General features: G+C 64.2%; 18 protein-coding genes. 5 read left to right on the top strand and 13 right to left on the bottom strand.

Going from position 1 to position 25,209, the window contains the following annotated elements; translation table 11 throughout:
* Window positions 1–104: 104 nt before the first annotated feature.
* Together NXS98_RS14760 and NXS98_RS14765 are read right to left on the bottom strand one after the other, a co-directional pair.
* Entirely contained in the window at window positions 105–1,970 is a 1,866-nt protein-coding gene (locus tag NXS98_RS14760; RefSeq protein WP_283845791.1) for an ABC transporter ATP-binding protein, read from the bottom strand.
* 181 nt (window positions 1,971–2,151) lie between these two features.
* On the bottom strand, window positions 2,152–2,766 hold the full coding sequence (locus NXS98_RS14765; protein WP_283845792.1) for a class I SAM-dependent DNA methyltransferase: 615 nt from the start codon (window positions 2,764–2,766) through the stop codon (window positions 2,152–2,154).
* A gap of 135 nt (window positions 2,767–2,901) precedes the next feature.
* Here NXS98_RS14765 and NXS98_RS14770 point away from each other — a divergent pair, with 135 nt between their 5' ends.
* Window positions 2,902–4,089: a hypothetical protein gene (locus NXS98_RS14770; RefSeq protein ID WP_283845793.1), complete on the top strand. Its 1,188-nt coding sequence runs from the start codon at window positions 2,902–2,904 to the stop codon at window positions 4,087–4,089.
* 152 nt (window positions 4,090–4,241) lie between these two features.
* Here the strand turns inward: NXS98_RS14770 and NXS98_RS14775 are convergent, their stop codons facing one another.
* Entirely contained in the window at window positions 4,242–5,042 is an 801-nt protein-coding gene (locus NXS98_RS14775; protein ID WP_283845794.1) for a PIG-L deacetylase family protein, read from the bottom strand.
* Between the two features lie 123 nt (window positions 5,043–5,165).
* On the opposite strand from NXS98_RS14775, the gene gatB reads away from it, so the two are divergent.
* Window positions 5,166–6,593 (top strand): Asp-tRNA(Asn)/Glu-tRNA(Gln) amidotransferase subunit GatB, encoded by a 1,428-nt coding sequence (gene gatB / locus NXS98_RS14780; RefSeq protein WP_283845795.1) that lies wholly within the window; start codon window positions 5,166–5,168, stop codon window positions 6,591–6,593.
* 66 nt (window positions 6,594–6,659) lie between these two features.
* On the opposite strand, the gene NXS98_RS14785 is transcribed toward gatB, so the two are convergent.
* The 3 genes from NXS98_RS14785 to NXS98_RS14795 form a co-directional block, all read right to left on the bottom strand.
* Entirely contained in the window at window positions 6,660–7,550 is an 891-nt protein-coding gene (locus NXS98_RS14785; protein ID WP_283845796.1) for a GIY-YIG nuclease family protein, read from the bottom strand.
* A 6-nt stretch (window positions 7,551–7,556) separates the two neighbouring features.
* Window positions 7,557–8,360, bottom strand: a complete 804-nt coding sequence (locus NXS98_RS14790; protein WP_283845797.1) for an ABC transporter permease — start codon at window positions 8,358–8,360, stop codon at window positions 7,557–7,559.
* 153 nt (window positions 8,361–8,513) lie between these two features.
* Entirely contained in the window at window positions 8,514–9,026 is a 513-nt protein-coding gene (locus NXS98_RS14795; RefSeq protein WP_283845798.1) for an NUDIX hydrolase, read from the bottom strand.
* A gap of 146 nt (window positions 9,027–9,172) precedes the next feature.
* Here NXS98_RS14795 and NXS98_RS14800 point away from each other — a divergent pair, with 146 nt between their 5' ends.
* Window positions 9,173–10,102, top strand: coding sequence for a sugar phosphate isomerase/epimerase family protein (locus NXS98_RS14800; RefSeq protein WP_283845800.1), 930 nt, complete (start codon window positions 9,173–9,175; stop codon window positions 10,100–10,102).
* Window positions 10,103–10,198: 96 nt separating this feature from the next.
* On the opposite strand, the gene NXS98_RS14805 is transcribed toward NXS98_RS14800, so the two are convergent.
* On the bottom strand, window positions 10,199–12,673 hold the full coding sequence (locus tag NXS98_RS14805; protein WP_283845801.1) for a sodium-translocating pyrophosphatase: 2,475 nt from the start codon (window positions 12,671–12,673) through the stop codon (window positions 10,199–10,201).
* A gap of 182 nt (window positions 12,674–12,855) precedes the next feature.
* Between NXS98_RS14805 and NXS98_RS14810 the strand changes: the two genes are divergently transcribed.
* Both NXS98_RS14810 and NXS98_RS14815 read left to right on the top strand, forming a co-directional pair.
* Window positions 12,856–14,559, top strand: a complete 1,704-nt coding sequence (locus tag NXS98_RS14810) for a glycoside hydrolase family 140 protein (protein WP_283845802.1) — start codon at window positions 12,856–12,858, stop codon at window positions 14,557–14,559.
* Window positions 14,560–14,842: 283 nt separating this feature from the next.
* Complete coding sequence (locus NXS98_RS14815; RefSeq protein WP_283845803.1) at window positions 14,843–17,347, top strand: bacteriohemerythrin; 2,505 nt, start codon at window positions 14,843–14,845, stop codon at window positions 17,345–17,347.
* On the opposite strand, the gene NXS98_RS14820 is transcribed toward NXS98_RS14815, so the two are convergent.
* The 6 genes from NXS98_RS14820 to NXS98_RS14845 all read right to left on the bottom strand — a co-directional run bounded on the left by NXS98_RS14820 (window position 17,330) and on the right by NXS98_RS14845 (window position 25,093).
* Complete coding sequence (locus NXS98_RS14820) at window positions 17,330–18,097, bottom strand: type III pantothenate kinase (protein ID WP_283845804.1); 768 nt, start codon at window positions 18,095–18,097, stop codon at window positions 17,330–17,332. The genes NXS98_RS14815 and NXS98_RS14820 overlap by 18 nt on opposite strands.
* 7 nt (window positions 18,098–18,104) lie before the next feature.
* Entirely contained in the window at window positions 18,105–19,100 is a 996-nt protein-coding gene (locus tag NXS98_RS14825) for a biotin--[acetyl-CoA-carboxylase] ligase (protein ID WP_283845805.1), read from the bottom strand.
* Window positions 19,087–20,010, bottom strand: a complete 924-nt coding sequence (gene nadC, locus NXS98_RS14830; protein ID WP_283845806.1) for a carboxylating nicotinate-nucleotide diphosphorylase — start codon at window positions 20,008–20,010, stop codon at window positions 19,087–19,089. Before nadC ends, NXS98_RS14825 begins: the two co-directional genes overlap by 14 nt.
* A gap of 102 nt (window positions 20,011–20,112) precedes the next feature.
* Window positions 20,113–23,244: an efflux RND transporter permease subunit gene (locus NXS98_RS14835; protein ID WP_283845807.1), complete on the bottom strand. Its 3,132-nt coding sequence runs from the start codon at window positions 23,242–23,244 to the stop codon at window positions 20,113–20,115.
* Window positions 23,245–23,262: 18 nt separating this feature from the next.
* Window positions 23,263–24,393, bottom strand: coding sequence for an efflux RND transporter periplasmic adaptor subunit (locus NXS98_RS14840; RefSeq protein WP_283845808.1), 1,131 nt, complete (start codon window positions 24,391–24,393; stop codon window positions 23,263–23,265).
* On the bottom strand, window positions 24,380–25,093 hold the full coding sequence (locus tag NXS98_RS14845) for a TetR/AcrR family transcriptional regulator (RefSeq protein WP_283845809.1): 714 nt from the start codon (window positions 25,091–25,093) through the stop codon (window positions 24,380–24,382). Before NXS98_RS14845 ends, NXS98_RS14840 begins: the two co-directional genes overlap by 14 nt.
* Window positions 25,094–25,209: the final 116 nt, after the last annotated feature.

The raw sequence follows: 25,209 nt of genomic DNA on the forward strand, positions 1-25,209 counted from the left end.
GGCCAAAGGGGCTGGGGGACGGCTGGAAATTGCGGGGGGCCACAGGCGAACCGCATGGGCCGTCTTGAATTGCCTGCCCTGCTTCTGTCCTGCCGCGGAGCAGCTCAGGGGTTGCCGTGGTACAAGCCCTGGCGGCGGGCCATGCTGGCGAACACACCGTTGCGAGCCAGTAATTCGGCAAAGGTTCCCTGCTCGATGATGCGCCCTTTTTCAAGCACCACGATGCAATCCATCTTTTGCAGGGTGGAAAGCCGGTGGGCCACGCAGATGACCGTGCGATTTTCCTCCAGCCGCTCAATGGCCGCCTGCACTTCGGCTTCGGCCTGGGCGTCCAGCGCCGCAGTGGCTTCATCCAAAACCAGGATGGGGGCGTTGCGAATGAAGGCGCGGGCGATGCAAATGCGCTGCCGCTGGCCGGCGCTCAGTTCGACCCCCCGCTCGCCCACCGGCGCGTCGTAGCCCTGCGGCCGGGCCATGATGAACTCATGCGCGTAGGCCATGCGCGCCGCCTGCTCAATTTCCTCGCGCGTGGCGCCCGGTTTGCCGCAGGCGATGTTCTCGGCAATGGTGCCGTCAAACAGGACCACTTCCTGGCTGACGAGCGCCATTTGGCGGCGCAAGGCCGCGCTGTCCATCTGGCGGAGGTCCACGCCGTCCAGCCGAATGGCGCCCTGCTGGGGGTCGTAAAACCGGAAGAGCAAATTGACCAGCGTGCTCTTGCCGGAGCCGCTTTCGCCGGCGATACCCAGGCGCATGCCCTTGGGGATGGTGAGGTGAATGTCCTGCAACACCGGCTGGTCGTGGTAGGCAAAACTCACGTGCTCCAGCGTGATGGCCTGGGCAAACGCCGGCACGGGCCGGGGATTTGGTGGCTCCTGCACGGTGGGCCGCTCGGCAAAAATCTGCATGAGCCGCTGCACCCCCACGCTGGCCTGGGCGAAGAACATCGGCACATTGGCCAGCCTTTTGATGGGGGTGAACATCACTGCCACGCCCGTGAAGAAGCCCACCAGGTCCGGCACGGAGACCTGCCGGTAAAACACCACCACGATGAGCAGCCCCAGGCCCAGCATGCCGATGACTTCCATCAGCGGATTCACCAGCTCCTTGGCCTGGACGTTTTTCATGCTGTGATGCACCGACTGCCGGATGTATTCGCGGTAACGGCGGCTTTGCTCCGCTTCCAGCCCGAAAGCCTTCACCACGCGAATGGCGCCCAGGGCCTCCACCAGGAGATTGGCCTGCGAGACGGTGGCCTGCACCAGGCGCTGCATGGCCCGGCGGACCTTGCGGCCCAGGATGATGAGCGGCACGACGCACAACGGCAGAAACACCATGGCCAGCAGCGTGAGGGGGGCGTTGACCATGAGCAGGGCCAGGAAGACCACGGCAATGGTGAACGGCTCCTTGATGAGGTCATTGAAGCCGTTGGTCATGCACCGCTGCAACGCGGCGGTATCGCTGTTGATGCGGGTCAACAAATCGCCCAGGGTGGAGCGGTTGAAAAAATCGAGCGACAACGTGTAGAGCTTTTCCAGCAGGCTCACCCGCACATCGGCGATGAAGCGCTCGCCCACCCAGTTGTTGCAGTAGGTGGCGAGGTAGCCCAGATAGCGGCTCACGGCCACCATCAACGGCAGGATTAACAAGCCGCCGAGCATCTGGCGCCAGTCCGGCGTCCGCCCCGCCTTGGGCAGCCAGGGGTCCAAGGCGGCCTGCACGGCGCCGGAGACCCGGCCGGGCCAGTCGGTTTTGACCAGCACCGGCGCGGCGGCGGGGCGGGCCTTTTCCTCGGCGCGGCGGGCCGCGTAGGCCGGGTCCATGCGTTCAAACAAGGTGCGTGAAACCCACACAAAACTGGCATTGGTCAGGCCGAAACTCACGGCCAGAAAAATGCCCATGAGCAGGCGCGGCCAATACTTGCGCAAGTATGGCCAGCCAAATTTCAGCACCGTCCAAATGTGGCTCATGATGATGCTCCGCGTGACCGCCGCCGCCACCATAGCGGTTTTCCCGGCGGCCCGTCGAGCGCGAAGCGTGCCTCCAACGGGCAGGAAAGGGAATGCTGGTTCTGGCCGCGGGTGCGGCCATGGTGGAGACCTTCGCCACGCCGCGCGGGGCAGGCGATGGGGAGGGGTGGACGGGCCCGTTTTACAGCTTTCTGGCCCGCAACAAAAACAGGTCTGCCTGGTCCACGCCTTCTTCGTACGCCAGGCCGGCGTCGCGCAGCATCACGGGCCAGCAGTCCAGCGGGGGCAGGTGGTCATGATTCACCGGCGGGTTAAGCTGGTGGTGAAATTGATTGAGCGCCTCGCTGCCGCACAAATGCAGCACCAGCAGCACGCCGCCCGGCTGCAAGGCCGCGGCCAGATGCCGCAGGGCGGCGTCCTGGTCGCGGAAATGGGGAAAGGCATTGAAACACAAGGCCGCGTCAAAGGGTCCGCCCGGCGGCGGGCCCTGGCAGATGTCCGCCTGGCAGAAAACCGCCCCGGGAATGCCGCGGGCGCGGGCGATTTCCAGCATGGCGGGGGAAAAATCCACGGCAACCACCTGCCCGGGCGCCACCTGGGCGGCCAGCCAGCCGGTAATCTGGCCGGTGCCGCAGCCCACTTCCAGCAGGTGGAGACCCGGCCGCAGCGGCAGGCGGGCGCGCAGGGATGCCAGGCGTTGCAAGACGGCGGCGGGGTTGCTGCATTGGGTGTCCCAACGGGGAGCCAGTTGGTCGAAGTAGGCGATGCGCGGGTCCGGGGCGGCGGCGATATTCATACGAAAATTATCTTGCGTAACACTCACACTGTCGTCATACTATTTACATAAATCGTAACAACTCTGGGCGGGTTGGTCAAGCCCCGCCGCCGCCCGGGGCACAGCCGGGGGCTGCAACATCAGGATAGAGCCAACATGCAATGGAAATCAACCTGCCTGCCGGTGGCAATGGCCTGCGCCGGACTGCTGGCTGGCGCCATGGCGCTGCCGGCCGCGGAAACCCATGCCAACCTGCAATCCGTCACCACCAATGGCACCAGCGCGTGGTCGGGCACGTTTCCCTTCACGATTCGCGGAGTGCTGCTGACCGATCCGGAGGAGATGCTGAATCCCACGCCCAACTTCATACCCTACGATCCGGCCTACCAGGGGCCGACGCGGATGGGGGGCGAGTGGCAGATTGTCTTCCAGGCCGTGGAGCCGGGAGACCGCGGCGGCACGACGTGCTGGCTGGGGCAGAACTACGGCAACCTGCCGTGGGTGCGGGACAGCGAATTGAGCTACACCAACGCGGCGTGGGTGGCGGAAGTCCTGCGGCTGAGCCATGACCCGGAAACGGGGCGCAAGTTCCGCAAGGGCGATTTGATTGAGGTGACGGTGCGCCGCTCCCTGTTTTATGGGGGCAAACGCAACATCAATGAAGCTCATGACCTTTCCCCGGACGCCAATTTTGAGGTTCGCCTGGTTACGCCAGATTACGGCCTGCCGGCGCCGGAAACTGTTACGTTGGCGCAGGTGAAGCGTGTGGACGACGGCAACCCGGCCACGCACGAGGACATATTTGAGGTCACGCGGCAGTCCGGCGGCGAGTATTACCAGGGGATGCGTGTCCGTTTGGTGAACCTGCAATTGGTGAATGATCCCGCCTTGACCAACTCCCTGGGTTCCCGTTACTATGGCACCAACGGCTGGAATCCCAATGCAGTGTGGAGTCAGCGTTTGTGCACGGTGACCGATGGCGAAGGGCGGTACTTTACCCTGCGAATGCCTCGTTACAGCGTGGGGCCGATGCCGGCGGGGCGCTTTGATGCGATTGGCGTGTTCACGCAGGAATCGGGGTCGGGCACAGACGGGAGGATGGGCTACGAGCTGTTTGTGCAGGAAATCCAGCCGCACACCGCGCCGGGGCTGGCGATTGGCCAGGCGGTGTGGGTTGGTTGGGCGCCCCAAGGGCGCTGGCAACTGGAATGGGCGCCGCGGGTGGATGCCCAGACTTGGACGCCGGTGACCAACGCGCCCGTGGTTTATGGGGGCATGAACATTTTATTGGAAGCGCCGCAGGGGGCCCAGCGCTTCTACCGATTGCGACCGGCCAACGAATGAGTTGGCAGGGGTCGCTCCCGCCGCCGGTGGCGTGAGGCGAGGCGCGCTGCCGGCGGCTTTTTTTCAGGCGCAACCGGCGCAGGCAGGGCAAGGAAGGAGTCCAGTGTCGCCCGCCGCCGGCCGGCGTGGGTCAGGCACGCGGCCCGGCGGTTTCAAAGCCCGCGCTCCAACCTTCGTTCGTAAGCCCGGTTCAGGAGGTAATCCCGGCCCAGCGCGTCCCGCAGGGGGTCGTCTGTTTCCTCGCAAAAACCATAGTGCAAATGCCGCCGCCAGCCCTCGGCATAGGTGAATCGGCGGGACATCCGGCCCAGCTCGCGCGCCAATTGCTCCATGACGTGGAGGTAGGAATCCATGCCCTGGGTGGTGTCGAGCCAGCGTTTCTGGCTTTGATGGGCGGCCAGGGCGGCTTTTTTGCGTTCATGGACGCGCGTGGTATTGACAAAAATGCCGGGCAGGATGCGGCGGCGCAAGGGGTCGCGCAACCCGTGCGGCATGGCATGGTACACCGTCACCGGCCCTGCCACCGGCGGGCGCGGGGGACGGGTTTTGACGTTGGGCATGCCCCGCACAAACGCCGCGCTGACCGCCAGCCGGCAGGCGTTGGTATGGTCCTCCATGTAATCCTGGGGTGAAGGCACCAGCAATATCCGCGGCTGCACCGCGCGGATGACGGCCGCCACGCGCAGGATGGTGTCCAGGTCATAGAAAATTTCCAGGTCATCCACCAGCGGCGGATGCCAGGTTGCGCCCAGGAGGCGGCAGGCGGCTTGCGCCTCGCGGGCGCGCATCCGGCGCACCACGGCGGAGGGATGCTCCATGCTGCCGCAGTTGCCGCTGGCCAGATTCAGATAATGCAGCTCCCAGCCGGCTTCGCCCAGCAACAGCAACGTGCCGGCCATCATAAATTCAATGTCGTCCGGATGCGCGGCAACGGCCATGACCACGGGTTTCATGCCGCCCACTGAAGCATGGGCAGCCCCTTCAAGGCGAGTTGATTTTCCAAGCGGCAGGCGGAGCACGAGCGCCTGCATTAAACAGTGTTCAAGGGCGGCGGTTTGTGGCACAAGGAAAGGCGTATGGAATACGAAGCGGTGATTGGCCTGGAAACGCATGTCCAGCTCAAAACCCGGTCCAAGATGTGGTGTGGCTGCGCCAATGCCTTTGGCGCGCCGCCCAATACGCACGTATGCCCGGTGTGCCTGGGGCTGCCCGGGGTGTTGCCGGTGGCCAACGAGGAAGCCCTGCGTCTCACGGTGCTCACCGGGCTGCTGTTGAACTGTGAAATCCCGGCGCGCGCAAAGTTTGACCGGAAGAATTATTTTTACCCGGACATGCCCAAGAATTACCAGATTACCCAGTATGATTTGCCTTCCACGCGGCAGGGGTATCTGGATTTTGAATTCGAGGGCCGCGTGGTGCGCGTGCGCATCACCCGGGCGCATCTGGAGGAGGACGTGGGGAAGAGTTTTCATTTTGAGCGGTTCAGCGGGGTGGACTTCAACCGGGCGGGCGTGCCGCTGCTGGAAATTGTGAGCGAGCCGGACCTTTCCAGCGCGGACATGGCCTACGCCTATTTGAACGCGCTGAAAGAAACACTCATCCAGGGCGGCATCAGTGATTGCGACATGGAAAAGGGGATGGTGCGGTGCGATGTGAACGTGAGCCTTCGCCCCCGCGGCGCCACCACGCTGGGGGCCAAGATTGAAATCAAAAACATGAACTCCTTCAGTGGTGTGCGGCGCGCGCTGGAGTACGAGATTCAGCGCCAGATGGATGTGCTGGCGGCGGGCGGCACGTTGCGCCAGGAGACCCGCCGCTGGGATGACGTGGCCGGCATCACCGAACCCATGCGCACCAAGGAAGAGGCGCATGATTACCGTTATTTTCCGGAGCCGGACCTCATGCCGCTGGCGCCCACCGAGGCCTGGATGGCCGAAGTGCGCGCCCGGCTGGTGGAGCTGCCGCTGGCCCGCAAACAGCGTTTCATGCGGGAGTATCAACTGCCGGCCTCCGATGCCGAAACCTTCAAAAACGACAAACCACTGGCGGATTACTACGAACGGCTGGCGGTCCAGACGCCCCACAAAAAGACGCTGGCCAACTGGGTCATCAACAATTTGCGCGCCCAGATGAGCGCCACCGGCACGGGCCTGGAGCAGCTTCGGTTCACCCCGGCGGCCTTGCTGAAGCTGGTGGATTTGGTGGAAACTGGGAAGCTGAGCAGCAAAGCCGCGCAGGAGGTGTTTGGGGAAATGTTCCAAACCGGCCAGGACCCCGCGCACATCATGGAACAAAAGGGCCTGGTGCAGGTCAGCGATGCCGCGGCCCTTGAAGCGTTGTGCGAGCAGGCCATTGCGGAAAATCCGCGCGCCGTGGCTGATTACCGCGCGGGCAAGGCGGCGGCCTTGAACGCCTTGAAGGGCTGCGTGATGAAGCTGAGCAAGGGGAAGGCCAATCCCGCGGTGGCCGGCGAAATCCTGGAACGGAAACTCAAGGCCCAATAACGGCGGCAGGCAAGTTGCTCCTTGGAGAAACCGGACGGGGTGGGGGGAAGGCCCTTGGGCGCGGGTTTATTCGGTGTTCTGGCGCTGGGCCAGTTCGAGGGCGAGGAGGTCGTCCAGCTCATCGGGCGCAATCCATGCGCCTTCGAGGCCCGCCCGCTCGCTTAGTTGCCGGTTGCGGCGGGGACCGGCTTCATAAAAGGCCTGCAACCGCGCGAGGTCCCGCTCCGCCATGCGGCGCACATCGGGCGGCAGGTTGGGGGGGAGGTGGGCGGCCAGTTGCGCCAGTAATTCTGGCCGGCGGCCGGCAAAGAAATCTTCCCACAGGGCAAGCTCCTGCAACGGCGCTGGCAGCGCGGTGGGCAGGGGGATTTCCGGGGGAAGCTTTTCCGCGTAGGCCAGGCGGGGCAGTTGATGGAGGGAAGGGGGAATCGCGGCGATGCACCAGGTCAGCCGGGCCAGGGCGCGCAGGGTGTCGCGCAACCGTCCCGGCCCTTTGAAGGCGCCATACCACGGGCCGGATGCCTCGGTGGGCGGATGACCGCGGCCCCAGCGCAGCACCCGCGCGCCGGCGGCATTCTGGGCCAGGGCCACGCGGGCGTATTGTTCGGGGCGGGTGTTAAGCCGGTTGAATTTGGGTTTCCAGAGGCGCAGCAGCTCGTTTTCGCGGAGCAGGGCGGCGGCGGCGCCGGGCAACACTTCCCAGGAGATGGCGTGGGTCTCGCGAATCAGGCGGGCGGTTTTGCGGGAGCACCGCTCGAGGGGGAGATGCAGGTAGCTTTGCAGTCGGCGGCGCAAATTCACGGCCTTGCCCACATACAGCAGCCGGCCCTGGCCGTCGCCCAGCAAATACACTCCCGGCTGCGCGGGGATGCGGCGAAACAAGGCCGGCCCGAAGCGCGCCACCCACAGGTTGGGCGGCGGCCAAAGGGTGAGTTGGCGGGCGGCGGTTTTGCCCATGGCGGTTCAACCTCCCACCGCGCTGTAGCGGCGAATGCCCCGGGCCCAAACCAGGCGGGCCAGCGCATAGGCGGCCACCACCCAGCACGCCTGCATGGCCAGGCCGCCCCACAGCGCTTCATGCTGCACCCGCCCCAGATAAACGCTGATGGGGAAATAGAGCATGTAAGGAAAGGGGGTGTACATCAGGGCTTCGGCCAGGCCCGGCGGCAGGATGTCAATGGGAAACAAATGACCGCCTGCCAGATATTCCAACGCGAACAGAATGAAAATGAACGTGGCCACTTCCAGCACCCAAAACGCCAGCAACGCCATGGTGAAGGACGTCAGAAAATTCAGCAGGGCGGTCAGCGCCACCGAGACGGCAAAACAGAGGGCGGTGGCGGCGTCGGGCGGCAGGACGAAGTATTCCCGATGCCACAGGATGAACAACGTGACGGGGGTTGCCGCCACCGCCGTATAAACGAGGCGGCCCGAAACAAACAGGCTCAGCCGGTACCATAAATAGTCCATGGGCTTGAGCAAAAACTGGCTGATGAGACCGTCCTTGATGTCGGCGGCAATCTGCCAGTCATCCTCGGTGACCGCGGTCAGGGCATCGGTGACGGTGACCAGCAGGTAATAGGAAATCATCTGGGCCAGGTCATAGGCGCCCACGGCGCCGCCCGCGGCGCCGGCGTAAATGGTTTTCCACAACATCACCATGGCCGTCAACGGCACCAGCGCAAAAGTGGCGCGAAACAGAAAGTTCACCCGGTACACCAGGGTGTTCTGGATGCCCACTTTCAGCACCTGCCAATATTTGCCCATGGCCCTGCATTTTAACCTGCCCGGGACTCTTTCCCAAACAGAAAGGCAGCCGGGCGCCGCGCCGTGGGGTGTTACGCTGGGTGGTTAAGCGGGAAAAGCTTTGGCGCCAAGGCCCTCGCCAGTGGGGATGCTGGCCAGCCTAATCTGTCCCCTTCAACCTGCCCCCGTGCGACGGCGCCATTCCCGCCAGATGAGGGGAAAGGTGGGGGCAAACTCCTGGGGGGCCTCGGCGAGCCAGCGGTCCACGGCTTCCGCCGCAAACCAGCGGCCTTCGTCAATTTCCTCTGAATTCAAGGAAAACGGGCCTTCGGCCTCGCAGCGGTACACCCAAACGAACTCCATGCCGGTTTCGGGACAGGCGGAAACCTTGAAAAGCCGGGCTGGGGGGGATGAAAGGCGCAAGCCAATTTCCTCCTCCGCCTCCCGCACAGCCGCGTGGTCGTAATCTTCGCCGGCATCCAGATGGCCGGAGGCGGAAGAATCCCATACGCCGGGGTGGTTGTCTTTGCGCAGGCTGCGTTTTTGCAAAAAAATCTCGCCGCGCCGGTTGAAGACCAACACATGCACCGCCCGGTGGCGCCAGCGGCGTGCGTGCACCTCCCGCCGCGGGGCCTGGCCCACCACCTCATCCTGCTCGTTGACCACATCAAACATTTCGTCCGGCATGGCGCGGAGCATGGAATGAGCGTGCGTTCCACGCAAACGGATTTTTGCGCGCCTGCCGTGGGGCGGGCGGCGGCGCGGGCCTTTTCCGCGCTTGCCCTGCCCTGACGGGCTGTGCCAACATCTGCGCCAAACAACACCAACCGCTTATGAGCAAAACCTGTCCGCAACTGGGATTATTCACGGCGATATTGCCGGACCTGAACCTCAAACAAATCGTCGAGTTCGCCGCCCGCGAGGGGCTGAGCTGCCTGGAGATTGCGTGCTGGCCGGTGGGCAAGGCCGAGCGCAAATTTGCGGGGGTTACCCACATTGACGTGGACACGCTGACCGAGGCGCAGGCCGACGACATCCGCGCCATGTGCGCCCAGAGCGGCGTGACCCTTAGTGGGCTGGGGTATTACCCCAATCCGCTGGACCCCGATGCCGAAGTGTCCCGCAAGGCCGTGACGCACCTCAAAAAGGTCATTCGCGCCGCCCGCCGCCTGGGCTTGCGGCAGGTCAACACCTTCGTGGGGCGCGACTGGACCAAAACGGTGGACGAAAACTGGCCGCGCTTTCTGCGGGTGTGGAAGCCGTTGATTGCCTATGCGGAGGAGAACGATGTGCGCATCGGCATTGAGAATTGCCCCATGCTTTTCACCCGCGACGAATGGCCGGGCGGCAAAAACCTTGCCACCTCGCCGGTCATCTGGCGGCGCATGTTCAGTGACATTTCCTCGCCCTATTTTGGGCTGAATTATGACCCATCGCACTTCATCCTCCAGCGCATGGACCCCATCAGCCCGCTGGCGGAATTCAAGGACAAACTCTTTCACCTGCACGCCAAAGACATGCAGATTCAGCAGGACCGCCTGAACGAAGTGGGCGCGTTTGCCTTTCCCAAGGAATGGCACAAGCCGCGCATTCCCGGCTATGGCGACATCAACTGGGCGGCATTTTTCGCCAAGCTGCAGGAGATTGGCTACACCGGCCCGGTGTGCATTGAGGTGGAAGACCCCACTTTTGGCCAGACCCTGGAAGGGCGGCAGGCGGCCATCCGCGTGGCGCGGAATGTACTGGCGCCGTTCTGCGTGTAAAAAAAACTGCTCCGCCGGAAAAGCAACGGGCCGCGTCCGAAAACGCGGCCCGTTTGGTTTACAGTCAAGCTGTCCTGTGACAGCGTGGCGCGCCGGTTACTTGTCTTCCGGAATCCGCATGCCGTAGAAGGAGCGGTACACGAAGATTAGCGCGATGATGAAGAGGGTGATGCCGATGCCCAGTTTCAGGCCGGCCTTGCCACCCTTCTGCATGGCCACGGCGATTTCAGTGGCCAGCAGGCCGAACAGCGTGGTGAACTTGATGATGGGATTCATGGCCACCGAGCTGGTGTCCTTGAACGGATCGCCCACGGTGTCGCCCACCACGGTGGCGGCGTGGAGGTCGGTGCCCTTCTGGCGGAGGTCCACTTCGACGATTTTCTTGGCGTTGTCCCACGCGCCGCCGGCATTGGCCATGAAGATGGCCTGATAGAGGCCGAAGAAGGCGATGGAGATGAGGTAGCCGATGAAGAAGTAGGGGTCAAAGAACGCCAGGGCCAGCGAGAGGCAGAAGATGGCCACGAAGATGTTGAACATGCCCTTCTGCGCGTAGATGGTGCAGATTTTCACCACTTCCTTGGAGTCCTGAATGGAGGCCGCCTTGGCGCTCAGGTCCATGTTTTCCTTGATGTACACCACCGCGCGATAGGCGCCGGTGACCACCGCCTGGCAGGAGGCGCCCGTGAACCAGTAAATCACCGCGCCACCCATCAGGAAGCCCAGCACCACCTGCGGCTGCACCAGCGAGAGGTTCTTCACCACGTCGCCGAATTCCTTGTCCAGCAGCAGGATGATGGCAAACAACATGGTCAGCGCGCCCACCACCGCCGTGCCGATGAGCACCGGCTTGGCCGTGGCCTTGAAGGTGTTGCCCGCGCCGTCGTTCTTCTCCAGGTTGTGCTTGGCCGCCTTGAAGTCGGGCTTGAAGCCAAAGTTTTTCTCGATGTCCTTCTCGATGTTGGGCACCGATTCAATCTGGCTCAGCTCATAGACGGACTGGGCGTTGTCGGACACCGGGCCGAAGCTGTCCACGGCGATGGTCACCGGGCCCATGCCCAGGAAGCCGAAGGCCACCAGACCAAACGCGAAGATGGGGCCGGCGAACTCGATGCCCTTGGGCATGATGGCCAGCAGGTCCTGATTGCCGGCAATCACGGCCGCAATCAGCATCAGCACCAGCATCAGCAAGCCTTCCCAGAAGGCCGAGAAATTGCCCGCCACAAAGCCGGACAGGATGTTCAGCGAGCTGCCGCCCTGGCGGGAGGCGGTCACGATTTCCTTGGTGTGCCGCGCCTCGGTGCTGGTGAAAATCTTGGTGAACTCGGGGATCAACGCGCCCGCGGCGGTGCCGCAGGAGATGATCACCGACAGCACCCACCACAAATCGGGCAGCGCCTTGCCGTCAATGCTGAAGTTGCCCAGCATGAGCTTGCTCACCACGAAGGTCAGCACGATGGAAATCGCCGAGGTCAGCCACACCAGCCAGGTCAGGGGCTTCTCCGGATGGAAATCCTTGGATTCGCTGTATTTGCTGGTGAAAATGGCGTCATTCACGAAGTAGGCCACCAGCGAGGTGATAATCATCATGATGCGCATCACAAAAATCCACGTGATGAGCACCGCGCAGGCCGGGGTCAAGCCGAGGGTCAGCGCCAGGAAGGTAATCAGCGCCACGCCCGTCACGCCGTAGGTCTCGAAACCGTCCGCCGTCGGCCCCACCGAGTCGCCGGCGTTGTCACCGGTGCAGTCCGCAATGACGCCCGGATTCTTCGGGTCGTCTTCGGGCAGCTTGAAGACAATCTTCATCAAGTCGGAGCCGATGTCGGCAATCTTGGTGAAGATGCCGCCGCAGATGCGCAGCGCCGAGGCGCCCAGCGATTCACCAATGGCGAAGCCGATGAAGCAGGGGCCGGTGAGGTCGGCGGGCAGGAAAATCAAAATGCTGATCATGAAGAACAGCTCCACGGTGATGAGCAGCAGGCCCACGCTCATGCCCGAGCGCATGGGGATGGCCAGCGGCGCCCACGGCAGCCCGCGCAGGGCGGCAAAGGCCGAGCGGCTGTTGGCCTGCGTGTTGATGCGCATGCCGAACCAGGCCACGCCGTAGCTGCCCAGGATGCCGAGGATGGAGGCCAGCAGGATGACCACCACCTTGCCCACGCCCATGCCCTTGTGCACCTGGCCGGCGGCGTCCTTGTGCTCGGTCAGGAAGCCAAAGTAGTAGGCGATGCAGATGCCAATCAGCACCCAGAGGATGGCCAGGAATTTGCCCTGCTGAATCAGATAGCTTTTGCACGTCTCCCAGATGATGTTCGAGACGTTGCGCATCGAATCATGCACCGGCAGGGCCTTGGTGCGCTGGTATTGCCAGATGCCAAACACCGCTGCCAGCGCGCAGACGAGAATGCCGCACAACATCAGCGTGTAGCCGGTGGCGCCTCCCAGGGAGGGGAAGTTCACCGTCCGCAAATCCGGCAGCACCAGTGATGCCTCACTCGCGGCAGCCGTCGCCGCGCCGAGGCCCGTCAGGACCAATGTCCAAGCCAATTTCTTATTATTAACGTTAATCATAATCCGCGCATTATTGCAGTAGTTATCCCGATTTTGCCAAGTAAAAGTTTTTTACGTTTTTTGTTCAACTTTTGCCCTGCCACCCCGGCAAGCCCGGCCCGCGGCGGCCACCGGCCCCCGGGATGACGGATTTTTTTATTTTGCGTGCATCGAAGGGCCCCTTTCCCTAAGATGACAGTGTTATGAAACCGCATTCGATGTGGGCAAGGAGCATCTTCGCAACGTGGCGGTGCGCAGGGTGTTTGTGGTGGTTATCGGGAGTTCTGGGCTTGTTGTGCGCCGCCCCGCGCCCGCCGCTGGTGCCGCAATGGGACCAACACGAGCTTGTCCTGACCAGCACCAAAAACTACACCAACCCCGTGCAGGAAGCCGCGCTGACGGCCATTTTCGTCTCCCCTCAGGGCGAGCGCCTGCGCGTGCCCGGATTCTGGGACGGCGGCCGCACGTGGCGGGTGCGGTTCATGCCGCGCACTCCCGGCCCATGGACCTGGCAAACCGAGTGTACCGATGCCGCCAATCGCGGCTTGCACGGCGTGGCGGGCCGTTTCATCTGCTCCGCTGCGCGCAGCGCCGGCGGCAGCCGCTTCGCCCAACACGGCCCGATTCGTGTTTCTCCGGATGGGCGATATTTGGTGCACGATGACATGACCCCCTTTTTCTGGCTGGCCGATACCGCCTGGAATGGCCCGCTGAGAGCCACGGATGCCGAATGGGAGTATTATGTGCAAACCCGTGCGCGGCAAAAGTTTACCGCTGTTCAATGGGTCACCACGCAATGGCGCGCCGCCCCTGACGGCAACCGTGAAGGCGAGCTGGCTTACACCGGCAGGGAGCGCATTGCCGTCAACCCGGCCTTTTTCCAGAAGTTGGACCGCCGCGTGGAGGTCATGCATCGGGCCGGTTTGTTGAGCGTGCCGGTGCTTTTGTGGGCCATTCAGGGCGGCTCCAATCCGCAAATCAATCCGGGTGTTTCCTTGCCGGAAGACCAGGCCATCCTGCTGGCCCGTTACATGGTGGCTCGCTGGCAGGCTCGTGCGGTGGTCTGGATACTGAATGGCGACGGCGATTACCGGGGCGAAAAGGCGGCCAGGTGGCAGCGCATTGGGCGGGGGGTGTTTGGCGACATTGCCCATGCCCCCGTGACCTGCCATCCCGGCGGGCGCATGTGGGTGCGGCAGGAGTTTATTCAGGAGCCGTGGTATGACCTGGTGGGTTATCAAAGCGGCCACAATGACCGGGACGACAACCTGCGCTGGATTACCAGCGGCCCGGCGGCCCGGGAATGGCGGCTGCCGCCGTTCAAACCGTTCATCAGTCTGGAAGCGCCCTATGAGAATCACGTCGGCGGGGCGGCTGGTCCCATGGGGGCCGAGGTGGTCCGCCGGGCGCACTACTGGTCGCTCCTCAACGCCCCCACCGCCGGCATCACTTACGGCGGGCACGGCATCTGGGGCTGGGACGATGGGACCCGCCCGCCGGTGGACCATCCCAATACCGGCGTCCCGCTGCCGTGGCGGGAGGCCTTGATGATGCCCGGCGCCCAGCAGATGACGGTGCTGGCCGACTTTTTCCAGAGCCTTGATTTCTGGCGGCTTCGCCCGGCGCCGGAGGTGCTGGCGTCCCAACCGGGGCTGGCACAGCCGCGCCGGTTCATTGCTGCGGCCCGCTCCGAGCGCAACGATTTCATGGTTATTTACGTGCCGGAAGACCGGGTGGTGGAATTGCAGCTCGCCGCGCTAACCAGCATGAAAGGTTCACCGGTGCTTACCTGGGTCAACCCCCGCAATGGTGAGCGCCGCGCCGCGGTGGCCGTGCTTGGCCCTACCACCTGCCAGGTGCCCACCCCCGAACCCGGGGACTGGCTGCTGCTGGTGACAACGCAATAGAATACCCAGGCTTTACCTATTCTCCTCTTTCCCCTTAGCGGAAAGGGGTGGAATGGAACTGCGGGGGGTGCAGACTACCGCTACGGCCGGCGGTTTGCCTTGCGCTTGCTCCGTGGTGCGCCTCGCCAAGTTCAAAAATATCTAAAGTCCACCTTGCTGTTTTCCGATATCCGACGGTAGATGTCGTGTTTTGTCTGATACGATATTGGGCAGTCAACATACAGACATCAGCAGGCTGGAGGCTTTTGCATTCCCAAGCCGCCCCGCCCTATAGCTTAGAAATATGAAAATTAGTCTTGGCGCCAAGATAGCCGGCGGGTTCGCCGGCGTCGTTCTACTTGGCCTGCTTGTGGGCGGGCTGGGTTACTACAACCTTTCCCGAACCTCCAAAGCCTTGGAAGACGTGGCCCAGCATCGCATGGTGGCCATGAGAATCCTGGGGGACCTGACCCACCACGCCGACTCGCTGGAAACGGCTCTGGCGGAGCTGCTCAATCCTGATATTTCCCCGGCGGCCGCCCAGGCCGCCTTTCAGGCGATTGCGGAAAGCAGGGTTAAAATAAAAGAGGCCGGGCAGCAGTTTGCCGGCCTGCCGCGCACAAAGGAGGAGGAGCAGTTATGGCAGCAGTGGCAGGCCCAGAACAAGACCTATGAGCAAGCGCTCGAGGAGTGTCTGGCGCTGGCACAAAAATGGGTGGCGCTGGATTTGGGCAATCCCAACCTGCTCCAGGCGAACATCAATCGTTTCATCGGGGACCATTACGCGGTGGAAATGAAACTCATGGAACGGATGTATGAGGAGCAAAACTTTACTGGCGGCACAGACCACACCGCCTGCAATTTTGGCCAATGGATGGCCACCTATAAATCCACCAATCCCGAAGTGCAGCAAATCCTTGCCGCCGTGGCCCAGCCGCATCAGCAATTTCATGCCGCCGTGAAACGCATTCTGGCGCTGGTGGAAGCGAAGGATGAAGCCAACGCGCTGAGCGCCCGGGCGTATGAACTGGAGAAAGCGGTCAGCGGCACCCTTGAACAATTCACCCGCCTTCAACAAATGGCGGACCAGGCGGTGGGGTTGCAGCGGCAATTGACGGATAATTTCCACAGCCGTTGCCAGCCGGTGCAGGCAGCGGCGCTGGCTTCGTTGCAGCAATTGCAGCAGCTTGGCCAGAAATTGAGCGGCGAAGCGGCGGCGGCGGCCATCGCCCAGGCCCGGACGGCAAAAATGGTAGCTGTGGCGGCTCCCCTGCTGGCGTTGGTGGTAGGCGCGTTGCTGGCCTGGGTCATCACTCGCATGGTGACGCAGCCCTTGCGGCAGGGCATGCAACTGGCCACGCGCATGGCCACCGGCGATTTGACCCAGACGCTGGCCGTGCAGCGTTCCGATGAACTGGGGGCCTGGGCGCAGGCGATGAACTCGATGGTCATTGGGTTGCGCAAGAGCCTCAAGCAGGTTTCCGAAAACTCCACGGCCGTGGCTGGCACCGCGCAGGAGCTGAGCGCCACCAACCAGCAGGTCAGCGCCAATGCCGAGGAAACCTCCACCCAGGCGCAGGTGGTGGCCAGCGCCTCCGAGCAGATTAGCAAGAGCGTTTCCACCGTGGCCACCGCCGCCGAGCAGATGAGCGCGAGCATTCGGGAAATCGCCCGGCAGGCCGTGGATGCCGCCAAGGTGGCCGGGGAGGCGGCGCGCATGGCGCAGGAAACCAACCAGACCATCAGCCGCCTGGGGGCCAGCAGCGCGGATATTGAAGAAGTCGTGCAGGTCATCAACACCATCGCGGCGCAAACTAATTTGCTGGCGCTTAATGCCACCATTGAGGCCGCTCGCGCCGGCGAGGCCGGCAAGGGCTTTGCGGTGGTGGCCAACGAGGTGAAGGAGCTGGCGCGCCAGACGGCTCAGGCCACCGAGCAAATCAGCCGCAAAATCAATGCCATCCAATCGGATGCCACCGCCTCCGTCCAGGCCATTCAGGGCATCAGCGAGGTCATCCGGAAGATTGACCAGATTCAAACGGTCATTGCCAGCGCTGTGGAGCAACAGGCCGCCACCACCAATGAAATCACGCGCAATGCCACCGAAGCCGCCCGCGGCAGCCAGGAAATTGCCCGCAACATTGCGGGTGTTTCGCAGGCGGCGCGCGACACTTCGCAGGCCGTGACCGGTGCGGCGGCCGCCACCATGGAGCTGGCCCGGCTGGCCACCCAGTTGCAGCAGGTCGTGCAGCGCTTCAAACTGGATCTGGCCAGCGCCCGCGCCGAAGCCCCGGCCGGCGAGCCGGCCGCCTCCGCTCCCGACCCCGCCACGCCCCGCGCGCTCCTGGTGTGGGATGCCAAAACCATGGCCACCGGCGTGCCCGAGGTGGACGCGCAACACCAGGAATTGATTGCCCGCCTCAACCGCCTCCACGAGGCCATTCGCCGCTGTGCCGGCCCCGAGGAAGTGCAGCCCATGCTTCAGTTTTTAGGGGAGTACGCCCAGCGGCACTTTGGCGATGAAGAAGCCGTGATGGAGAAGCGCCGCTGCCCGGCGCATCAGGCGAACAAGGCCGCCCACCGGCGGTTTCTGGAGCAATACACGCGGCTGGTGCAGGAGTATGAGCGCAAGGGCGCCAGCCTGACGGTGCTCAATCAATTGCGGGAAATGACGGAAAACTGGCTGGTCAATCACATTCTGAAGGTGGATACACAGCTCCGTCATTGCGGCGGCAACGGCTCCTGCCACGTGCAGGGCAACGGCCACGGCCATCACCACCCGGAAACGGCGTCAGCGGCCCGCCATTGACGGGTGGTGCGCCAGCCAGGTCAAGCGCAGCCCCTCGAGCGTCAGGTGGGGCAGGACCGCCTGGATTTCTGGCAATCCTTTGGCCATGAGGGCCGCGTAACCGCCCGTTGCCACCACCGGCAGGCGGCGGCAGCCCAACTCTTTTTTCAACTCGCGGATGAGCTCGCGAATCAGCCCCCGATACCCATGCACGGCGCCAATGCGCATGGCTTCCTTGGTGCTTTTGCCCACGGCCCGCCGGACATCCCGGATGGTGATGCGCGGCAACAGCGCGGTTTTTTCGTGCAGGTATTCCGTCATCGCCGCCAGCCCCGGCGCAATGATGCCGCCGATGTAATCGCCCCGGGCGTCCACCACATCAAAGGTGACGGCGGTGCCAAAATCCACCACCACCACCGGTGCGCCCACCAGCACTTTGGCCGCCAGCGCATTGGCCAGGCGGTCGGCGCCAATGGTATGCGGCCGCGGATAGCGTATGCCCACTCCGCGCAGTGTGCGGTGATTCAATTCCAGGACCGCGTTGACCCCGGCCGCCGCCGCCAGGGCGCGCATCGCGGGGGTGGCGGCGGGCACCACGCTGCAGACACCAAGGCCCGCGGGCACGTGCCGGCCCAACCAACGGCGCAATGTCCGTTGCGCGGCCGGTTCGCCCAGGCCGCGGGTGGCCACGTCCATGGCGCGCCGCACCCGCTGCGCATCCGCCAGGCCCAGGTGAGTATGGGTGTTGCCAATGTCGGCCAGTAGAATCATGGAAAACTCAAGAACCCAGCATGACATCCCCGCCAATGATGCGCTCCAGCCGCCCGCGAGGGTTGCGCAACAGGAGCGCGCCATCATGGTCCAGCCCTTCGGCGCGGCCTTCGATGCGGCGCTCGCCTTGGAGGATGACCACGCGCTGGCCCAGCGTGCGGCAATGGCGGCTCCATTCCTCGGCTACAGCATCAAAGTGCCCGGAGGTCACGCGGGCATAATCGGTGTCCAGCTCGCGCAATAGTTCCGCCGCCAGTTCCGGGCGGGGGATGGGCCGGCCGAGGACCTGCCGCAAGGAGGTGGCCACCCGCCGGAGCTCCGGCGGAAAATCGGCCTCCGCCAGGTTCACATTCACCCCGATGCCGATGATGAGGTATTTGATTTTGTCCAGCTCCGCCCCCATTTCGGTGAGGATGCCGGCGGTTTTGCGGCCGTCCAGGAGCAGGTCATTGGGCCATTTGATGTCCGGCTCCAGGCCGGTGACGCGATGAATGGCGCGCCGCGCGGCGGTGGCGGCGGCAATGGTCAATTGCGTGGCGGATTGCGGCGTGAGCCGCGGGCGCAACACCACCGAAAACCACAGGCCCAGCCCCGGGGGGGAGGCCCATGCGCGCCCCATCCGGCCGCGGCCGCGGCTTTGTTTTTCGGCAAAGACCACCACGCCCTCCTCCGCGCCGTCGCGTGCGAGGCGGTCGGCCAGGTCATTGGTGGAATTGGTTTCCTGGAACACCCGGATGTCGCGCCCGATGATGCGGGTGGAGCCCAGACGCGATTTCAAATCATCGCCGTACAGCCGGTCCGGCGCGCTTAACAGACGGTAGCCGTGATGTGGGCTGGCCTCGATGTCAAAGCCCAGCGCGCGCAAGGCTTCAATGCGCGCCCAGATGGCGGCGCGGGTCACCTTCAGGCGCGCGGCCAGGTCGGCGCCTGATACGGAACCTTCCTGCGCCTGGCGCAGGGCGGTCAGGATGGCGGTATCCAGTGCGGAATCACTGCGGCTCATGTTCAGGTCTGGAGACCGGCGCGCGTCGCCGGCTTGCGGGCTGGTTAAACCCCGGCGCCGGGGCAAAGTCAAGCGCCACATCCACCGCTGGCGCGGAGTGGGTCAAGGCTCCCACACTGATGAAATCCACACCTGTCCGCGCGATGGCGCGCACCGTCCGCAGCGTGACGCCCCCGCTGGCCTCGGTCCGGGCGCGGCCGGCCACGCGGCGCACGGCCGCCCGCAACTGGCGCGGTGTCATGTTGTCCAGCAAAATGAAATCCACCCCTGCTTCCACGGCTTCCTCCACCTGCGGCAGGGTGTCGGCCTCCACCTCCACCTTGAGGTGGGGGTAGCGGGCGCGGGCGCGCTGGACGGCGCGCACAATGGGCCGGGGGCCTTCCTGGGCCAGCGCCGCCAGATGATTGTCCTTGATGAGGACCATGTCATGCAGCCCCAGGCGGTGATTGCTGCCACCGCCGCAGGCCACGGCATATTTCTCGAATAGGCGAAGCCCCGGAGTGGTCTTGCGGGTGTCCAGAATTTGCGCGCCGGTGCCGCGCACGGCCTTGACGAAGGCCGCGGTGAGCGTGGCAATGCCGCTGAGGCGCTGGACGAAGTTGAGGGCCACCCGCTCGGCGGTGAGCAGCGCCCGCGCCGGGCCGGTAATCTCCATGAGTACCGCGCCGCGTTTCACCGCCTGGCCATCGCGGGCGTGGCATTGGATGCGCATCCCCCGGTGCTGGCTTTGAAAAGCCAGCCGGGCCGCCTCCAGCCCGCACACCACCAGCGGCTGCCGCGCCTTCATCCAGGCCCGGGCCTGCAACGCGGGAGGCACCACCGCCAGGGAGGTCACATCGCCCGGGCCTACATCCTCTTCCAGCGCGCGGCGCACGGCTTCGCGCCAGACTTTTTCCGGCACCTGTCGCATGAGGGCATCTTGGGGCAGGAGGCTGCCGCCGAAAAGGGGAAAAGTGCGGTCATGGCGGGGAGGCCCGGATGACCGGCTGCTGCCTGCCGGATTTCGCTGGCCTCAGGGCGACTCGGGTTCTGCCGCCACGCCGGCCGCGGCCGGCAAATCTTCCTCCACCGGCCTTGGCGCTTCGGCGGCGTGTTCGCGGGCCAGGAGCAGGTAGAGCGACGGAATCACCAGCAGGGTGAAAATCGTGCCCAGGAACATGCCCGCCACCACCACAATGCCAATGGAATTGCGTGCCGCCGCCCCCGCGCCGGTGACCAGCGTGAGCGGGAAATGGCCGCATACCGTGGCGGCGGAGGTCATGAGGACGGGACGCAGCCGCACCATGGCGGCTTCGCGCACGGCCTGGGCCTTGGTGCGCCCGCGGCGTTGCAATTCGTTGGCGAATTCCACAATCAAAATGCCGTTTTTGGAGACCAGCCCCACCAGCGTGACCAGGCCAATTTGCGAGTAAATGTTCAAGGTGGTGGTCCAGCCTTTGGTCCAGAAGGGCGTATTCGGGTCCGGCATCATGAGGAAGGTGAAGGTCAACGCCCCAAACATGGCCAGCGGCACCGAGCCCAACAGGATGACAAACGGGTCGCGGAAACTGTTGAACTGCGCGGCCAGCACCAGAAAAATCATCACCACCGCCAGCCCGAAGGCGGGCAGAAACTTGCTGCCCTCCACCCGCAGTTGGCGGGACTCGCCGGTGTAATCCAGTTTGTACCCCTGCGGCAGGATTTGCGCCGCCTCCTTTTCCAGAAAGGCCAGGGCTTCCTCGAGCGGCCGGATGGCCACGCCGCTGATTTTCACCGCGTTGAACTGCTGGAAACGGTTGAGCGAGCGCGGCCCGTTTTTGGTTTTCAGCTCGGCCAGGGTGCTGAGCTGAATCAACTGCCCCTGCGGGCCGCGGATGTACACGCTTTCCAGTTGCTCGGCGGTGAGGCGCTCCACGCGCCGGGCCTGGGGGATGACCTTGTAGCTGCGGCCGTCCAAGCTGAAGCGGTTGACATAATTGCCGCCCAGCAACGTGCCGAGGTCCGCCCCCACCTGGGCCAGATTCAGCCCCAGCGCGGCCACCTTCTCGCGGTCCAACTGAATCTCCACCTCCGGCTGGTCAAACTTGGTGTCAATAATCGGCGGGAAGGCAAACATGCCGCTCTGGGCCGCCTTGTCCCGCAGTTGCTCCGCAAATTGCAATATGACCTCCGGCTCCGCCGTGGAGGCGATGACCATTTCCACCGGAAACGTCCCCCCGCCGGGGAGGGCCGGGGGCGTGACCGCCATGGCGCGAATGCCGGTCACCCGGTCAAAACTGGCCTGCACTTCCGGCAACACTTCAAAGACCGTGCGCTGGCGCTGCTCCCATGGCTTGAGCACCAGCCCGGCAAAGCCGTTGTCCGGAAAGGTGACCTGAAAGGACTGCGCCGCCTCGGGGATTTTCATCATGTCCCGATTCAAAGCCTCGGTGTAAAACACCGTCTGGTCAATGGTGGCATTGGCCGGGGCTTCAATGATGCCAAAAATCACGCTTTGGTCCTCCATGGGAGCCAGCTCCTTGGGGGACATTTGGAACATGGGAATGGCCAGCAGGCTCAGGCCCCCCCACAGCAGGTACACCGCCGCCCGATTGGCCAGCGTGGCATCGAGCACCCGGCCATAGGCCTGGCGGAGGCGGTCAAACAGATGATTGACCGTGCCGCACAAGCCCCGCTCCTCGCGGTCCGGCCGGAGCAGCTTGGAGGACATCACCGGCGAGAGCGTCAGCGCCACCACCCCCGAGATGAACACCGCCCCCGCCAGGGTGAAGGCAAACTCGCGAAAGAGCGAGCCGGTCAGCCCGCCTTGCAGGCCGATGGGCGCATAGACCGCCGCCAGGGTGATGGTCATGGCGATGATGGGACTGACCAGCTCCCGCGCCCCCAGCAGGGCCGCCTCCTTCGCGCTGCGGCCTTCGCGGACGTGGCGCTCCACGTTTTCCACCACCACAATGGCATCGTCCACCACCAGCCCCACCGACAACACAATGGCCAGCAGGGTCAGCAGGTTGAGCGTGAAGCCCATCACCTGCATGAGAAACGCCGCGCCAATGAGGGAAATCGGGATGGCCACCAGCGGCACCAGCACCGAGCGCACCGAGCCGAGAAACAAAAAGATGACCACCGCCACAATGGCGAGAGTTTCGGTCAGTGTTTTGAGCACTTCCCGAATGGCCTGCTCGATATACTCGGTGGCGTCGTAAGCGATGTGCCCCTGCAAGCCGGTGGGCAAATCTTTTTGAATGGAGGCCATCTCCGCCCGCACCCGCCGGATGACCTCCAGGGAATTGGCGTTGGGCAGCACCCAGACCCCGATGAACACCGCCTGCTGGCCCGTGAACCGCACCTCCGCCTCGTAGTCCTCCGCGCCCAGCACCACGTCGGCCACGTCCCGCAGCCGCACGAGCCGGTCGCCGCTTTGTTTGACGACGAGGTTCTTGAACTCCTCGACGGAGCGCAAATCGGTGTTGGCGGTCAGATTCACCTGCACCAGCGCGCCCTTGGTGCGGCCCACGGCGGAAAGGAAATTATTGGCCGCCAGCGCCTCGCGCACTTGATAGGGGGTCAGGCCATGGGCCGCCAGGCGGTCCGGCTTGAGCCAGATGCGCATGGCAAAGGTGCGCCCGCCCAGGATGTCGGCGCGCTGCACGCCGCTGATGGCGGAAAGGCGCGGCTGCACGACACGCACGAGGTAATCGGTGATTTGATTGGCGTCGAGCAGCTCGGAGGTGAAGCTCAGGTAGGCGGAGGCGATTTGCGAATCCGCCGGCTCAATGTTGATGATGGGCACCTCGGCCTCGGGCGGCAGGTTGTTGCGCACCTGGTCCACCTTGCTGCTGATTTCCGCCAGCGCCTTGGTGGGGTCATAATTTAACTTCAGCCGCACTGTGATGGTGGAGATGCCCAGCCGGCTGCTCGACTCGATGTAATCAATGCCGTCGGCGGCCGCGATGGCCCGCTCCAGCGGCGTGGTGATGAATCCGCGCACCAGGTCCGCGCTGGCCCCCACATAGACGGTGGTCACCGTCACGGCCGCGTTTTCGCTGCGCGGATACTGCCGCACGCTGAGCGTCTTGATGGCCTGAATGCCGGCAATCAAGATCACCAGGTTCACCACCGCCGCCAGCACCGGGCGCCGGATAAATAAATCAGTCAGCGTGCGCATGCCATCAAGCAGGGAGGGTTAGCTGTCGGGCGGCTGGGGGGACTTTTCCGGCTTGGGCGTCAGCTCGTTGTTCTCCACCACGGCTTCGCCGTTGCGCAGTTTGAAGAGGCCGCCGTTGACCACTTTGTCGCCGGCTTTCAAACCGGCCTCCACCACCACCCAGTCCCCCTGGCTGCGGCCCAGCCGCACAAATTGCTGGCGCACGGCCAGGCCGGGCGGGCCGTTGGTGCCGGCGCGCGGCTCCACCACAAACACCGAGGCGCCATAGGGCGCGCTGAGCACGCTGGTGGCGGGAATCACCAGCACCCGCTGTTCGCCGTTCAACGTCACCCACACGCGCACAAACATGCCCGGCCGCAAGGCCAGGTCGGTGTTGGGCAGCATGGCGCGCAAGGCCAGACTGCGGGTGTCGGCATGCACTTCGGGCGACAAGGCGATGAGCCGGCCCTCAAAGCGGCGCTGGGGAAAGGCGTCGCTCTGCACCTCCACCACCAGCCCCGTGCGCAGCACGCCCAGCGTTTGTTGCGGCAGCGAGAAATCCACATACACCGGGCGCAGCGCTTGCAACGTCACCAGCGCCCGTCCCGCCTCGACGTACTGCCCCAGATGCACCTGCCGCAACCCCAACTGGCCCGCAAACGGCGCGCGGAGGTTTTTCTTGGCGATGACCGCCCGGATGGCGTCCGCATTGGCCATGGTGGCTTTCAAGGTGGCCTCCGCCGTGTCCAATTCCGATTGCGACACGGTGTCGCCCTGCCGGAGATTGCGCAACCGCTGCACCTGCAGGCGCGCCAGCTCCACCTGCGCCTCCACCGCGCGTAATTGGGCCTCCTCGCTGGAGGTGTCCAGGCGCACCAGCAAATCCCCCTCCTTGACCATGGCGCCGTCCGTGAAACAAATCTCCCGCACCATGCCCGGAATCTCGGCGCTGATGGCCACGCCCTGCACGGCCGACACCGTCCCCACCGCTTCCAGCCGGCTGGGCCACGTCTCCTCCCGCGCCACCACTGTGGCCACGGCTATCGGCGGCGGCACAAACGCCTGCCCGGCGGCAATCAGCCGTCCGATTTGCAGCGCCTTGATGCCGCCCAGCGCCCCGGCCACCAGCAGCAGCAACAACCCCGACAAAATCAAATTACGCTTTTTCATCCGCTTTCCTTTTCCGCTGGGAGGAGGACCCCGCCGCCACCGTCCGTCCCCGTGGCCGCGCCAGGCCGGCCGGTTCGCGCAGCATGCCGCGCAGCATCGTTTCCGCCATCAACTCCGCCGTCCGCCGCGTGGGCCGCCAGGAAAGCCAGCGGCTGTCCCGGCAGCTCAAATGCAGGGCCACCAGGCCGTGCATGGCCGCCCACAACATCTGCGCCACCTGCTCGGCATCGCGGTATTGGGGGAGAAACCGGCCGGCCTGGATGGCCTCCTCCACCGCCTGGCGCAAAAAGGCGTAGCTGTCCTGGGACGGGTCCCCTTGCGCAATGTCCACCTCATGCGGGGCCGGCTCGGGATATGGCGTCATGAACATGAACCGATAATGCTGCGGATGCTCCAGCCCGAATCGCACATACGCCAGCCCCGCCTGCCGCAGCCGCTCCACCGGGTCCTTGACCTGCGCCAGCTTCTGAAAAAAGGACTGGAGCGCCAGAAAATCGCGGCGGCACAATTCATGCAGCAACGAGGCCTTGTCGGGAAAATGGTAATACAGCGCCGTGGCGGTGTAGCCGATGCGGTCCGCCAGCTCGCGCATCGTCACCGCCTCATAGCCGCGGCTCACAAACAGGTCACGGGCTGCTTCCAGGATTTGCTCCCGCAAGGCCACCCTCCGCCGTTCACGCTGTGGAGAAGACTTAACCACGTTAAAAAATATAACGATGTTAAATAACCCCGAAGCGAAAGTCTGTCAAGCATCCCCTGCCGGCCACCGGGTCACTCTTTCGGACCTCCCCGCGGTGGACCTGGCCAAGGAGGCGA

The organism is Fontisphaera persica (assembly GCF_024832785.1).
Lineage (GTDB): Bacteria > Verrucomicrobiota > Verrucomicrobiia > Limisphaerales > Fontisphaeraceae > Fontisphaera > Fontisphaera persica.

Excerpts from the sequence above, each read along its gene's own strand:
- NXS98_RS14760 (WP_283845791.1), bottom strand. The coding sequence starts at position 1,970 with ATGAGCCACATTTGGACGGTGCTGAAATTTGGCTGGCCATACTTGCGC.
- NXS98_RS14765 (WP_283845792.1), bottom strand. The coding sequence starts at position 2,766 with ATGAATATCGCCGCCGCCCCGGACCCGCGCATCGCCTACTTCGACCAA.
- NXS98_RS14770 (WP_283845793.1), top strand. The coding sequence starts at position 2,902 with ATGCAATGGAAATCAACCTGCCTGCCGGTGGCAATGGCCTGCGCCGGA.
- NXS98_RS14775 (WP_283845794.1), bottom strand. The coding sequence starts at position 5,042 with ATGAAACCCGTGGTCATGGCCGTTGCCGCGCATCCGGACGACATTGAA.
- gatB (WP_283845795.1), top strand. The coding sequence starts at position 5,166 with ATGGAATACGAAGCGGTGATTGGCCTGGAAACGCATGTCCAGCTCAAA.
- NXS98_RS14785 (WP_283845796.1), bottom strand. The coding sequence starts at position 7,550 with ATGGGCAAAACCGCCGCCCGCCAACTCACCCTTTGGCCGCCGCCCAAC.
- NXS98_RS14790 (WP_283845797.1), bottom strand. The coding sequence starts at position 8,360 with ATGGGCAAATATTGGCAGGTGCTGAAAGTGGGCATCCAGAACACCCTG.
- NXS98_RS14795 (WP_283845798.1), bottom strand. The coding sequence starts at position 9,026 with ATGCCGGACGAAATGTTTGATGTGGTCAACGAGCAGGATGAGGTGGTG.
- NXS98_RS14800 (WP_283845800.1), top strand. The coding sequence starts at position 9,173 with ATGAGCAAAACCTGTCCGCAACTGGGATTATTCACGGCGATATTGCCG.
- NXS98_RS14805 (WP_283845801.1), bottom strand. The coding sequence starts at position 12,673 with ATGATTAACGTTAATAATAAGAAATTGGCTTGGACATTGGTCCTGACG.
- NXS98_RS14810 (WP_283845802.1), top strand. The coding sequence starts at position 12,856 with ATGAAACCGCATTCGATGTGGGCAAGGAGCATCTTCGCAACGTGGCGG.
- NXS98_RS14815 (WP_283845803.1), top strand. The coding sequence starts at position 14,843 with ATGAAAATTAGTCTTGGCGCCAAGATAGCCGGCGGGTTCGCCGGCGTC.
- NXS98_RS14820 (WP_283845804.1), bottom strand. The coding sequence starts at position 18,097 with ATGATTCTACTGGCCGACATTGGCAACACCCATACTCACCTGGGCCTG.
- NXS98_RS14825 (WP_283845805.1), bottom strand. The coding sequence starts at position 19,100 with ATGAGCCGCAGTGATTCCGCACTGGATACCGCCATCCTGACCGCCCTG.
- nadC (WP_283845806.1), bottom strand. The coding sequence starts at position 20,010 with ATGCGACAGGTGCCGGAAAAAGTCTGGCGCGAAGCCGTGCGCCGCGCG.
- NXS98_RS14835 (WP_283845807.1), bottom strand. The coding sequence starts at position 23,244 with ATGCGCACGCTGACTGATTTATTTATCCGGCGCCCGGTGCTGGCGGCG.
- NXS98_RS14840 (WP_283845808.1), bottom strand. The coding sequence starts at position 24,393 with ATGAAAAAGCGTAATTTGATTTTGTCGGGGTTGTTGCTGCTGCTGGTG.